Source organism: Fusibacillus kribbianus (assembly GCF_030053595.1).
In the GTDB taxonomy this organism is placed as follows: domain Bacteria; phylum Bacillota; class Clostridia; order Lachnospirales; family Lachnospiraceae; genus Lientehia; species Lientehia kribbiana.
The window spans coordinates 1-12,817 of sequence record NZ_JASGBQ010000018.1 but is presented as its reverse complement, the minus strand read 5'-3'; the positions used below and the strand labels follow the sequence as shown (position 1 = coordinate 12,817).

Here is a 12,817-nt window from a genome sequence, read left to right as displayed (position 1 = left end):
TCCGGCAGTCTGTTTTCTGCCGCAGCCGGTTCAGATGCGGAACTCTGAGACCAGTTCAGACTCATCCGGCACTGCCTCTCACCACCCGGCAGCTCTCTGATGCCTTATAAAGCCCTACTCCTTCTCTTCTGCGTTTTTCTCATATGGAATAATATTAGCGCATGGCTTTTCATTTGTCAAGCATCATCCTCAAAGCCATCCCACACTGGCTTTCCCGTATAGGTTCTGGCCTCTTCCTCGCCCCGCAGGACCCGCAGTGCTCCCAAAGCCATCGCTTCCTGCTCGAACTCTCCGGGATAAGCAGTTACCGGCGCGATCCACTGGCAGCTCTCCTTTATCTGCTCCTCCACATCCGGGAAACGGAGCAGACCGCCGGTCAGCAGAATTCCATCCACCTCTCCCTTCAGAACGGTACTCATGGATCCGATATACTTGATCACCTGATAAATCATTGCACGCCAGATACGCACAGCCTTCTTATCTCCTGCTTTCACCAGCTCATGGATATAGTCCGAATTGGAGGTCCCGTAATAGCTGCCAAAGCCACCGGTCTGACTGCAGAGAGATTTAAATTCCTCCCGTGTTTTACTGTCCAGAAGCCGGAGCACATCCGTCACTGCCATGGATCCCATACGCGTGGGAGTAAAGGGACCTTCCCCGCCTCCGGCATCATTTCCGTCGATCATCCGTCCCTTTTGGTGGGCTGTAACAGAAATACCTCCATCAATATGGCAGACAATAAAGTTGCAGTCCTCATAGCGCCGTCCGATGGAGGCTGCATGCTTTCTGGCCGTCGCCTTCAGATTCAATGCGTGGGAAACTGCTGTTCTGTAAACACCGTCCACTCCGGTGACTCTTGCCAGATCGCAGAGCTCATCCACCACCGGCGGATCCATCATCAGCATGATTCCTCCGTACTCCCGGTTCAGCTCCGCTGCCATCTGAACCCCCAGCATGGAAGAATGATACAGCCCTCCTCTGGCCATCCTTGTATCTTCAATGAGACAGTCGTCGATCCTGTAGACGCCACCGGTCACAGAATAGCATCCGCCGCCTCTTCCAACAATCGCATCCACTCCATGCAGATCGATTGCTCCATCCTTCAAAAAACTTCTGACCACTTCCATCCGGTAAGGGAGCTGATCATTGATCGTCAGAAACTCCTTCAACACTGACGAATCATGAAACACATCCTGCGTAAAGAGACACTTTTCATTTTCAAACATGGAAAGCTTCGTTGACGTAGAACCGGGATTTATCACTAAAATTCTGTAAGTATTCATAGTCGTATCCGTTCCTTTCCGTTATACCAGATCTACCCAACTCATTTTAGCGCTCGTTTCCCCTCCCGTCAAGCATACTTACAGGCTTTCTATAAACTTCCGAAATGCCCTTCTGCCCTCCGGTGTTCTCTTATAGACCCCTGCATCCTCCAACACCCGGCTGAAGACGATGCCGATCTCTTTATAAAGGATCTCATGGACATTTTCTATGTTTACATCAGAATATTTTTTCAGAAACTCCTCCGCCCAATCGGCGTGTTTCTCCGTTGCCTCATCCGCCCGAAGATCCTGTCCTGTGACGATAGCGTCTGCCAGCTTCTCCATCTCTCCCTTCAGTCTTGCAGGAAGCACTGCCAGACCCATCACCTCGATGAGACCGATGTTCTCTTTTTTGATATGATGAAGTTCCTTATGAGGATGATAAACCCCGAGGGGATGCTCCTTCGTGGTAATATTATTCCGCAGCACCAGATCCAGCTCATACTGATCTCCCCGTTTTCTTGCAATGGGTGTGATCGTATTGTGAGGCTCTCCCTCTGTCTCTGCATAGATAAACGCTTCCTCATCGGTATAGGACCGCCAGCCACTCAGAATATGATCTGCCGTCTCCACCAGCCGTGTTGTATCCGTGGACTGAAGTCGGATGACGGACATGGGCCATTTCACAATTCCTGCCTTCACATCCCCGAAGCCGTGAATCGTCACCGGTTCCTCTACAGGTGCTTTTGCCATGGCAAACTCATAATGGCCGCCCTGGAAGTGATCATGGCTCAGGATAGAACCGCCGACAATAGGAAGATCTGCATTGGAGCCCACGAAATAATGCGGGAACTGTCTCACAAAATCCAGAAGCTTGGAAAAAGTGTCCCGATTGATCTGCATAGGCGTATGCTCTTTATTAAAGACAATGCAGTGTTCGTTATAATACACATAAGGGGAATACTGAAAACCCCAGGGATGACCATTGACTGTCACCGGAATGATCCGGTGATTCTGTCTGGCCGGATGATTGAGGCGTCCTGCATAGCCTTCATTTTCCATGCAGAGCAGACATTTGGGATAGCCGCTCTGCTTTGCAGCCTTTGCCGCCGCGATGGCTCTGGGATCCTTTTCCGGTTTGGACAGATTGATGGTAATGTCCATCTCTCCGTATGGAGTATCTGATTTCCATTTTAAGTCCTTTTTCACCCGATAACGACGGATATAGTCCGTATCCTGACTGAATCTGTAATAAAAATCCGTTGCCTTCTCCGGACTTTCCTCATAAAGCTCCCGGAATTTTCCAATGACTGCACTTGGTCTTGCCACCAGTCTGGACATAAGTTTTGTATCAAACAGATCCCGGCTGACAATGTTGTTCTCAATCAGACCCGCATCACAGGCGTAGTCCAGAAGCTCCTTCAAAACCGGCTCCAGCTCCACATTCTGCCATTCCGATGCAGGCTCCTCATACTCAGAAATCCCCAGTGTCTCCAGGATCGCATTTGTTGTATAAATGACATCCTCGTTCTCAATGAGACCTGTTTCCAGCCCATAGGTCACCAGCTTTTTCACCGCTTCATTTATCATGACTGCCTCCTTATTCCGCATAACCGTGAGGATGATTTCTGTGCCAGTTCCATGCCGTCGCAATGATCTCCTCCAGATCCGCGTGTTCCGGCTTCCAGCCCAGTACCCTCTTTGCCTTTTCACTGGAAGCGATCAGTCTCGCCGGATCCCCTGCACGCCTGGGAGATATAACAGCCTTGATGGGATCTCCGGTTACTTTCCGTGCGGTCTCCACCACTTCCCTGACCGTAAAGCCTACGCCGTTGCCCAGATTGAAGATATCGCTTTTTCCGCCCTTCATCAGGTAATCCACGGCCAGAATATGAGCCTGAGCCAGATCCGTCACATGAATATAATCGCGGACACAGGTTCCGTCTTTGGTGTCGTAATCGTCACCGAAAATGCTGATGGCCTCCCGCTGCCCGTTGGGCACCTGAAGGATCAGCGGGATCAGATGGCTTTCCGGATCATGGGCTTCTCCGATCCTTCCGCTCACATGGGCACCGCACGCATTAAAATACCGAAGTGATACAAATCGGAGCCCATGGGCCAGACCGGTCCATTTGAACATTTTCTCCATGGACAGTTTGGTCTCACCATAAGTGTTGGTCGGTTCTGTCCTGTCCGTCTCCTCAATGGGGATCTTTTCCGGCTCACCATAGGTGGCAGCCGTGGAGGAAAATACGATCTTATCAAGGCCGTGGGCAACCATGCTCTCCAAAAGGACCTTGGTGCCGCAGAGATTGTTGTCATAATATTTAAGAGGATTTACCATGCTCTCTCCCACCAGGGAATTGGCCGCAAAATGAATGACTGCATCAATATTCTTCTCCTGCTCCAGAACAGAATCCACGAACTCCCTGTGTCTCAGGTCTCCCTGATAAAACCTGGCCTGGGGATGAACAGCCTCCCTGTGTCCCGTTTCCAGATTATCAATAATAACCACCTCATTGCCTGCATCGATCAGCTCGTACACCGTGTGGGAACCGATGTAGCCAGCACCGCCTAATACCAAAATCTTCATGCTTATCCTTCCTTCCCGAATAAAAGCCATATATTTTTATAAACCTCAAACCGTTATTTACAATACACGGATGCCTCCATAAGGCCGCACCTTCAGCACATGACAGGAGCCTGCACCGAAAACGCTGTCCAGCACCCGCCTGTATTCCCCGACAAAATCATTTTTCACAAAGGCCTGTATAGTTCCGGCAAAGCCGCCTCCATGGACACGGCATACTCCATGATCCCCCAGAATGCTTTCACTCACTGCAAGACCGATAGAAACTCCCTGCTCCTCCACATGACGGCTGGTATAGACGTTCTGAAGGAACTGGAAGGAGGAATTGCCGGATTCCTTCACCAGTCTCAGGAACTCATCAAACTGTCCTCCGGAAAGGGCCTCCGCCTCTGCCAGCGCCCGCTCATTCTCCGCATAAAAATGGATAGCACGAAGTACCGCACGGTCTCCCGTTTTCTGTCGGATCTTCGCAATGTTTGCAAAGAATTCCTGCCGGTCCACCTCCCGGAGAACCGATTTTCCGAAATATGCGGCAACCGCCTTCATCTCGCCGGGAATCTGCGCGTAATCCTCCGTCAGATCCGAGTGGCTTCCCTTTGTATCGACAATGCACAGGCTGTAATGGTATGAATCAAAGTCCACGGAAACCCGGTTGACCACAGGAGCCTTCGGATCGGCAAAATCGATGTGGATCAGCCCTCCCACAGAGCAGGCCATCTGATCCATCAGACCGCAGGGCTTTCCAAAATATACATTCTCTGCAAACTGGGCAACCTTTGCGATCTCCACCGGACTGATCTTCATCTCATGGAACAGACCGGAAATAACAGTCCCCACGATGACTTCGAAGGCCGCCGACGAGGACAGACCTGCTCCGATGAGCACATTGCTGGTCACGTAGGCATGAAAGCCCTGCTTAACCGGGAACCCCTGTTCAAGGAGACCAGCCGCCACACCGCGGATCAGACCTGCGGAGGTTCCTTCCTCCTCCTCTTTTTTTGACAGATCGGAAAGCTCTACGGTAATCATATCATAGCCCTCCGATACGATCCGGATACAGTTGTCTTCATTCAGTCCCACAATGGCAATCGCGTCAAGATTGACCGAAGTGGCGAGGACCATGCCATGCTGATGATCCGTATGGTTTCCTCCCACCTCACTGCGGCCGGGCGCACTGTAAATCTCGATCTCCCCGGGACCGAAAAGTTCCTCATATTTCTCAACAGCCCTTTCATACCGTGCCCTCTGTTCGGGTACCAAAGTCTCATCCACGTAGATTGCCCGCAGACGTTCGTCATACGCTCCCTTTTTCAGTTCCTCAAGAAATACCTTTCCTTCCTTCATAAATACCCTCCTGCGTTCTCTTCTCCCAACAGTATATCTTATTTTTACTAAATATTCAACATTAATTTACCAATTATTTTATTTATTTTACTCCAGTATTTTACTAAAATTCAATAATTCCATTGGCATTTTTCTCACCTTCTGCTATAATAATCGAAAAGGACCATATTTTACTCACTATATAAGGAAGCGAGGTGCCACCTTGGCCACTTTAAAGGATGTCGCAGACAAAGCCGGCGTTTCCTCTGCCGCCGCCTCCAGAATCCTCAATAACGACCCGTCCCTGTCCGTTTCCCCGGAAACGAGACAGAAGGTGCTTGAAGCCGCCAGACTGTTAAGCTACCGGAAAAAGCTGAAAGCCGGCATGAAATCTGCCTATACCATGGGCATTCTCCAATGGTTTTCTTCCCTGCAGGAGCTGGAGGACAATTATTACCTCTCCATCCGCCAGGGCATTGAAGAATTCTGCTCATCCAATTGTCTGAACGTGATCCGCACCTTCAAAAATGATCTGAACTGTATGGAATCGCTCTCCCAGGCGGATGGTCTGATCTGTATCGGAAAATTTACCGAGGATGAGGTTTTCCGGTTTAAAAAGCTGACTGATTCGTTGCTGCTTATTGACATGGCATCCCATGATCCGGAAACCTCCTCCATTACCCTGGACTTTAACCAGGCAGTCACAGATGCCCTTGATCATCTGTATCAGCTGGGACACCGGGATATTGGCTATCTGGGCGGGCTGGAATATCTGGCCGACGGTACGCTCTTTCCCGACAGCCGCAAAAAGACCTTTATCGATTACTGCGAAAGCCACGACATCCGCTATGTTCCCTATCTGAGGGAGGAACAGTTTTCCAGCGAAGCCGGTTATCGGATGATGCTTGAGCTGATCTCCTCGGGAAAGCTTCCCACCGCCGTCTTTGCGGCCAGCGATCCCATTGCCCTGGGGGCGCTCAAGGCTCTGCGGGAAGAAGGGCTCCGGGTACCGGACGATATTTCTCTGATCGGCTTTGACGACATCAGCTTATGCCAGATGACATCCCCGCCGCTCACAACCGTACACGCCCCCGCCTATGAAATGGGACAGTACGGAGCAGGCATCGTTTACCACCTTCTCCGTGAACCGTCCGGCACCGCTCTTCATATCAAAATGCCCTGCCGGCTGGTGATCCGCGATTCCTGTCAAAAAAAATAATTTTTCTCAAATTCATAGTTGACAAGTTTTCATTTATATAGTATAGTATTCATGTTGCCGCTGAAACGGCGGAAAGAGTGCTGGCGTGGCACAGGTGGTAGCGCACCTCATTGGTAATGAGGAGGTCGGCAGTTCGAGTCTGCTCGCCAGCTCTGTACAGAAGATGGTATCCGGAGAATCCGGGTGCCATTTTTTTGTCAAAAAGTCTTTTTCGTGCAGAGAAAAGATGCCTGCAGGCGATCTCAAAAGAGATATCCCGCAGGCACAACGTCAATGCGATTAATTCTTATACTTCTTCCAGTCCGACCCAGCGTTTTTCCCTGTCGGATCTTTCCATGGCCACCGCAATCTTCACCGATTCCACACCATCCTTTGCCGTCACAGCCGGCTCTGTGTCTTCCTCGATGCATCGGCAGAACTGTTCATGGATATCAGTCAGCTCCAGGATTTTCTGATTTTTTCCTTCCTCCAGATCATAAACCCTGCGCTCCCCGTTCCTTTTTTCCAGCACCAGTCCGTGGCCGTCCAGATAGGTGGTAATCGTCCCCTCCGTACCAAGAAGCACCGTGGACCGGTCTTCTCCTCCGTAGCTGGTCCTGGCTGAAATCATCGTACCCATCACGCCGTTTTCAAACCGGAAAAGTCCGACCATATGGTCCTCTTCCTTCTGTCCGTCCTCAGGACATACGATTCCCAGAAGGCTGCTTCTGTGGCAAAACACCTGAGATACCTCAGAGCCGACCAGATAACGAATCAGATCGATCCGATGGATCGCCACATTGAAAAGCACATCCTGCCAGCCCGGCACTGCCACGGAGGCTTCCGGATCGGCGTCTCCGTTCCCGAGAAATGTCCGAATGGACAAAAGCCTTCCGATCTCTCCCTGTTCCAGAAGCTCTTTTGCTTTTCTGTGAGGCTCATAGAACCTCTGAACATGAAGCAGCATCAATTTTGCCCCTGTTTTTTCGGAGGCTTCCTTCATGGCCTCTGCCTCCTCCACGGTCAGAGACATGGGTTTTTCCAGGAGGACATGGCGTCCTGCCAGAAGGGCCTTCACTGCAAGGGCCTTATGGGAAACAGGCGGGGTAGAGATCAAAACCGCATCCACCGCCGGATCAGCATAGATCTCTTCCTCACTTGCAAAAGCCTTTCCTCCATACGTCTTTGCAGCCTCCTCGGATTTCTTTACGCTTCTGTTGTAAAAGCCGTAAAGCTTTGCATCCGCCGACTGCAGAATACCGGGGATATGGCGCTTTCGGGCAATGTCGCCGGTACCGATGATCACAAGATTAATCATAGAGCTCATCCACCACCTCACGAAGCACATTGAAGCGGAATTCCGGCACATCGTTGGGAAGTGCACAGCCCGGCGCCAGAATCAGACGGTTTGCAGGAACGGAAGCCACTGCTTCCTTTACCAGCTTGCGGATATGCTCCTTTAACTCGTCTCTGTCTTCGATCTGGAAATCATATTCTCTCTCCAGACCGCCGATGAGGATCTTGTCCGTCTTTTCCGCCGCATCCTTTAACGTTACATTGGAAATGGTTGACTGCCAGTTGAAGGCTTCAAAGGGATAATCCAGGAATTTGTCGAAGAACAGGTTGGAATCCCCATGAATATGAAGAACATTAAACCAGGTGTTGCCCACAGCCGGCTGGAAAGCCTCCAGATCAGAGGAAACCGCAAATTCATCATAGAGCTCCGGTGTCATCTGCAGGTCGTTGCCGAACTGAGTGGAATAAAAGAATCCATCCACGCCGGCCTTCACAAATTCTTCAATGATCTTTGATGTAAGCTCAGTCAGAACCTTCAAGCCCTCCTTCAGATCATCGCCGTAGTAACGGACCAGATCCACAAAAGGATACGGATTCTGCCAGCCATTATAAAGCTCCTGCGCATAGGTCAGAGGAGTGAAAACGGTGGCCGTCACCGGCACCTTTCCTCCGTATACATCCATCAGGCGCTTCACGACCTCCACCTCTCTGTGGATGGGGCCTGTTGTTACATCTACCATCTTCAGATCACGGAAGCCTCTGGGGCTGTTGATCACCCGGCGGATCGTCGCCGGAAATTCAATTCCGTCTCTGGACCACTGGATCTCTGCTCCATACTGATCCTGCACATACACGCCATTGGCCATTACCTTGACAAAATCCCACTGATTCTGCTCCTCAAAGGCAATCGTTCTCTTGACCAGGTCGTTTACCACACGGTCCTCCTCATGAAAATGCTTCCAGGCACTGGCTCCGGGTCTGTCCACCGACTCCTTGTTTACCATGGCTCTAATTCTCTCATAAGGTGTCATTGGTTTTTCCTCCCACTACTTTTTTAATCTTTGTCTAACGGCCTCATAGGCCAGTACTCCCGCTGCCACCGATGCGTTGAGAGAGTCGATATCTCCCTTCATGGGAATGGACGCGATCATATCGCACCGCTCCTTCACGAGTCGGCTGACTCCTTCTCCCTCATTGCCGATGACAAGTCCTATAGGACCGGTCAGATCCAAATCATACATGATATCTCCGCCCATATCGGCGCAGACAAACCACATCCCCGTTTTTTTCAGTTCCTCCATCACAGCTGTCAGGTTGGTCACCTTCGCTACCGGTGTATAATTGATGGCTCCTGCGGAGGTCTTTGCAACCACTGCTGTTAACCCTGCTGCCCGCCGTTTGGGGATGATCACACCATGAGCTCCGGCCAGATTGGCCGTACGGATGATGGCTCCCAGATTGTGGGGATCCTCAATGCCGTCCAAAAGGAATAAAAAGGGCGGCTCTCCCTTTTCCCTCGCCAGCTCAAGCATATCCTCCACGGTAGAGTATTCGTAGGCCGCCGCGTAGGCAATCACGCCCTGATGCTTTCCTGTTCTGGACAGCTGATCCAGCCGTTCTCTGGGGACATACTGGATCAGGGTGTCTCCCTTTCTGGCCTGCCTGGCAATGCTTAAGATGGGACCGTCCTGACACCCTTTCAGAAGAAACAGCTTATCCACGGTCTTTCCTGAACGCAGCGCCTCCAGCACCGCATTTCTTCCTTCTATTACAAACTCTTCGTATCGCATAGTCATTTTCCCTCAATGCTTTCATACTTTTCCAGGCATTTTTCCACCAGCTCAGTCATCCGCTGTCCCTGTCCGGTCAGATACAGATAACCGAACAGTGCCTCCAGACCTGTGGCGTGACGATATTCCGACATGGATGCATTCTTGGCGCGGCTGGGGGCCTGAGCATTTCTTCCCCGTTTATAAATGCTCTTCTCCTCATCGGTAAGTTCCTCAAAAATGCCGCGGATCATCGCCGACTGGGTCCCCGCTTTCACAAGCTCGCTGCACTGCTTATGAAGCTTTCCGGGAGCCGTATTTCCTCTTCCCACCACAACGGTGCGGATATACAGGCTGAACACGGCATCTCCGATAAAAGCCAGGGTCAGGGGCGAATAGGTCCGCATATCAAGCTCCCGTCCGCCCACCAGTTCTCTTTCCTGTGCCAGGATCCCATCCATGTTTTTTATGCTCTCGTCCATTTTACGCCTTCTCTGGTATCTTTGAGGAGAATACCCTTTGCAGCCAGAGTGTCGCGGATCTCATCCGCTCTTGCAAAATTCTTATCCTTTCTCGCCTGCTGCCGTTCTGCGATCAGTGCCTCAATATCGGCATCCAGAAGCTCTTCCTTCTTTTCTGTAATGATACCCAGCACATCGCACAGCGTATCAATGGTTTTCTTCACATATTCCACCAGCGCCTTTGTACTCTGTCCATCCACAGAGGTATTGGCAAGCTTCACCAGCTCAAAGACAGCAGAAATGGCATCTGCTGTATTGAAGTCATCCTCCATGGCTGCCTCATATTTCTCAACAAACTCCTTCACCTGTGCTGCGACAGCCTGCTCATCTGCAGTAAGCGCGTCCCCGGAGGCAGCAGCCAGAAGCTCATTCAGACGTTCCACTGCCGTCAGGATTCTCGTAAGACCGTTTTTGGAGGCCTCCATAAGCTCAGCGCTGAAATTCAGAGGGCTTCTGTAATGAGCGCTAAGCATGAAGAAACGGAGCACCTGAAGGTCATATTTTTCACTGATCTCCCGGACCGTAAAGAAATTGCCAAGGGATTTGGACATTTTCTTATTATCGATGTTGAGGAAGGCATTGTGCATCCAGTATTTTGCGAAGGACTTTCCGTTGGCCGCCTCGCTCTGGGCAATCTCATTCTCGTGATGAGGGAAGATCAGATCCTCTCCGCCGGCATGGATATCAATCTCTTCTCCCAGATAACGCTTGGACATAACAGAGCACTCAATGTGCCAACCGGGACGTCCCTTGCACCAGGGAGACTCCCAGAAGGGTTCTCCATCCTTTTTGGGTTTCCAGAGAACAAAATCGAGGGAATCCTCCTTCTCCTCACCGGTCACCTTGATCTCACGGAAACCGGACTGAAGATCATCCAGATTTTTATGGGACAGCTTGCCGTAATCCTTGAATTTTCTTGTCCGGAAATACACAGTACCGTCAGAAACGGCATAAGCATAACCCTTTTCAATCAAAGTTCCGATCATTTCGACCATACCGCAGATCTCCTGGGTGGCCAGCGGATGGGTGGTGGCAGGCTTTACATTCATGGCCTCCATGTCCTTTTTGCACTCAGCGATGTAGCGCTCGGAGATCACCGATGCATCCACGCCCTCCTCAATGGCCTTCTTGATGATCTTATCGTCCACATCAGTGAAATTGGAAACATAGTTGACCTCATAGCCCTTATACTCAAAATATCTCCTGACCGTATCAAAGACGATCATGGGACGGGCATTTCCAATATGGATGAAATTATAAACGGTAGGGCCGCACACATACATCTTAACCTTGCCCGGCTCCAGGGGGACAAACTCTTCCTTGGTTTTTGACAGCGTATTGAAAATCTTCATTTCTTTCCTCCTTACATATGATTAAAAAAGCTCCGTCTCCAAAGAGACGAAGCTAAAACTCCGCGGTTCCACTCTTCATAAGACCTGTCAAAGGTCTCACTCAAGGTTCTTAACGGGAACCACCCGTGCCGGACTACTGCTGCAGCCTCTCTTTCTCGCTGCACTGCCATCGCCCTGCCAGCTCCGGAATGCACTTCATCCCAGTTTCTGCAAGATCCGCTTTCAGCCGGTGACGGATCCTCTCTGCTGTTTCCTCCGGGATTACTCTTTCCTTCAAAGCTTTTCACCTGTTTCTTTTTCCAGTCTATGCAGTTTTTTGGAATTTGTCAACCCCAATTTTCTCACTGCCTGCAGCCGGGACAGCCTCCATCTGCACCAGGGCAGCCCATCCTGCCGCTAACCCCCTCCGTCTCCGGTTCCATCGGGTCATAGCCGTAGCTGTAATTGCCCGCCATCTCCAGAAGTGCCACCGCCTGTGCGGAAATCCCCTCTCCTGTTCCCGTAAAGCCGAGCCCTTCCTCGGTAGTAGCCTTGACGCTCACCTGGTTCACGGAAATATGCAGCGCATCGGCAATATTCTTCCTCATTTCCTCCCGATAGGGAGCCAGCTTCGGCCGCTGGGCAATGACTGTCGCATCGATATTGCCCACAAAATACATGTGCTCCTCCAGAAACTCTCCGACCTTTTCCAGAAGCTTCAGGCTGGAAATCCCTCGGTAGGCCTCATCCGTATCCGGGAAATGCTTCCCGATGTCTCCCAGAGCCGCCGCTCCCAGAATTGCATCCATGATGGCATGCAGAAGAACGTCTGCGTCCGAATGGCCGAGAAGCCCCTTCTCGTAAGGAATCTTCACACCGCCCAATATCAGATCGCGTCCCTCCGTCAGCCGGTGAACATCGTATCCCATTCCGATCCTCATAGTAAAACCATCCTTTCCGGTCAGACTGTTTTTTCTATTATACCAGATACCGGTATACTTGGGCAAGGGCGCCCCTAAAAAAGAACCGGTTTCAAGGACGGAATCTGCACATTCTTTCACCGGCTGCAAAAGAAAAAAGCCCTCACTCTTCGGGCCCTTGAAGCGGATGACGGGAATCGAACCCGCCTATCCAGCTTGGGAAGCTGGTGTTCTACCAATGAACTACATCCGCACACAAATGTATTATATCCGCTGCCGGACAAATAGTCAAGCAGCGGATTTAATATTTATCAATTATATTCTGGAGATGTTTCAGACCCTTGTCTCACCGCAGCTGCACACACAGCAAGGACGCACGAGGCCGGCGCTCCAATCTGTAAAGGTAAGAGTCCCTGTTTTCCTGAAAGCCCATAAGATCCCGTAAAAAACTCATAAATCATACCCTGCACCCCTCTTTATTTTAAAAAAAGGGGCTGTAAAATAAGTCCCTGATTAAGAAGCGCCAACTCCGGCAAATGTCGGTTTTGGCGTTTCTTTGTATGAATTTTTCTATTTCTGAGCAAGTCTGCATCTTTTGGTATAAAAA

At 50.7% G+C, this 12,817-nt stretch carries 11 protein-coding genes, 2 tRNA genes and 2 other annotated features (1 of these 15 cut by a window edge); of the genes, 2 read left to right on the top strand and 11 right to left on the bottom strand.

The window, feature by feature from the left end; genetic code table 11:
* Positions 1 to 140 (bottom strand) — a binding site (T-box leader); it reaches 107 nt to the left of the window's first position.
* Between the two features lie 36 nt (positions 141 to 176).
* The 4 genes from buk to QJ036_RS09730 form a co-directional block, all read right to left on the bottom strand.
* A complete protein-coding gene (buk, locus tag QJ036_RS09745; protein ID WP_283231197.1) occupies positions 177 to 1,283 on the bottom strand; it encodes a butyrate kinase in 1,107 nt (368 codons plus the stop codon).
* 78 nt (positions 1,284 to 1,361) lie between these two features.
* Positions 1,362 to 2,852, bottom strand: a complete 1,491-nt coding sequence (galT, locus tag QJ036_RS09740; RefSeq protein ID WP_283231196.1) for a UDP-glucose--hexose-1-phosphate uridylyltransferase — start codon at positions 2,850 to 2,852, stop codon at positions 1,362 to 1,364.
* Positions 2,853 to 2,862: 10 nt separating this feature from the next.
* Positions 2,863 to 3,855 carry a UDP-glucose 4-epimerase GalE gene (gene galE / locus QJ036_RS09735; RefSeq protein ID WP_283231195.1) on the bottom strand — a complete coding sequence of 331 codons (993 nt, stop codon included), beginning with the start codon at positions 3,853 to 3,855 and terminating at the stop codon, positions 2,863 to 2,865.
* A 57-nt stretch (positions 3,856 to 3,912) separates the two neighbouring features.
* Entirely contained in the window at positions 3,913 to 5,196 is a 1,284-nt protein-coding gene (locus tag QJ036_RS09730; RefSeq protein WP_283231194.1) for a galactokinase, read from the bottom strand.
* 202 nt (positions 5,197 to 5,398) lie between these two features.
* Here QJ036_RS09730 and QJ036_RS09725 point away from each other — a divergent pair, with 202 nt between their 5' ends.
* The gene (locus tag QJ036_RS09725) at positions 5,399 to 6,394 is read left to right on the top strand and encodes a LacI family DNA-binding transcriptional regulator (protein ID WP_283231193.1); all 996 of its coding nucleotides are present in this window, start codon (positions 5,399 to 5,401) and stop codon (positions 6,392 to 6,394) included.
* A gap of 79 nt (positions 6,395 to 6,473) precedes the next feature.
* Positions 6,474 to 6,546: transfer RNA gene (locus tag QJ036_RS09720), tRNA-Thr, on the top strand.
* Between the two features lie 134 nt (positions 6,547 to 6,680).
* Here QJ036_RS09720 and QJ036_RS09715 read toward each other — a convergent pair.
* The 7 genes from QJ036_RS09715 to QJ036_RS09680 form a co-directional block, all read right to left on the bottom strand.
* A complete protein-coding gene (locus QJ036_RS09715; RefSeq protein ID WP_283231192.1) occupies positions 6,681 to 7,700 on the bottom strand; it encodes a Gfo/Idh/MocA family protein in 1,020 nt (339 codons plus the stop codon).
* Positions 7,684 to 8,700: a uroporphyrinogen decarboxylase family protein gene (locus QJ036_RS09710; RefSeq protein WP_283231191.1), complete on the bottom strand. Its 1,017-nt coding sequence runs from the start codon at positions 8,698 to 8,700 to the stop codon at positions 7,684 to 7,686. Before QJ036_RS09710 ends, QJ036_RS09715 begins: the two co-directional genes overlap by 17 nt.
* A 15-nt stretch (positions 8,701 to 8,715) precedes the next feature.
* Positions 8,716 to 9,459 carry a 23S rRNA (guanosine(2251)-2'-O)-methyltransferase RlmB gene (gene rlmB / locus QJ036_RS09705; RefSeq protein ID WP_283231190.1) on the bottom strand — a complete coding sequence of 248 codons (744 nt, stop codon included), beginning with the start codon at positions 9,457 to 9,459 and terminating at the stop codon, positions 8,716 to 8,718.
* 2 nt (positions 9,460 to 9,461) lie between these two features.
* The gene (locus QJ036_RS09700) at positions 9,462 to 9,920 is read right to left on the bottom strand and encodes a Mini-ribonuclease 3 (protein WP_283231189.1); all 459 of its coding nucleotides are present in this window, start codon (positions 9,918 to 9,920) and stop codon (positions 9,462 to 9,464) included.
* Positions 9,905 to 11,311 (bottom strand): cysteine--tRNA ligase, encoded by a 1,407-nt coding sequence (gene cysS, locus QJ036_RS09695; RefSeq protein WP_283231188.1) that lies wholly within the window; start codon positions 11,309 to 11,311, stop codon positions 9,905 to 9,907. The genes QJ036_RS09700 and cysS overlap by 16 nt, the downstream gene beginning before the upstream one ends.
* Positions 11,312 to 11,350: 39 nt before the next feature.
* Positions 11,351 to 11,597, bottom strand: a binding site (T-box leader).
* A gap of 55 nt (positions 11,598 to 11,652) precedes the next feature.
* Positions 11,653 to 12,231, bottom strand: a complete 579-nt coding sequence (gene ispF, locus QJ036_RS09685) for a 2-C-methyl-D-erythritol 2,4-cyclodiphosphate synthase (protein ID WP_283231186.1) — start codon at positions 12,229 to 12,231, stop codon at positions 11,653 to 11,655.
* Between the two features lie 161 nt (positions 12,232 to 12,392).
* A tRNA-Gly gene (locus QJ036_RS09680) sits at positions 12,393 to 12,463 on the bottom strand.
* Positions 12,464 to 12,817 lie beyond the last annotated feature (354 nt).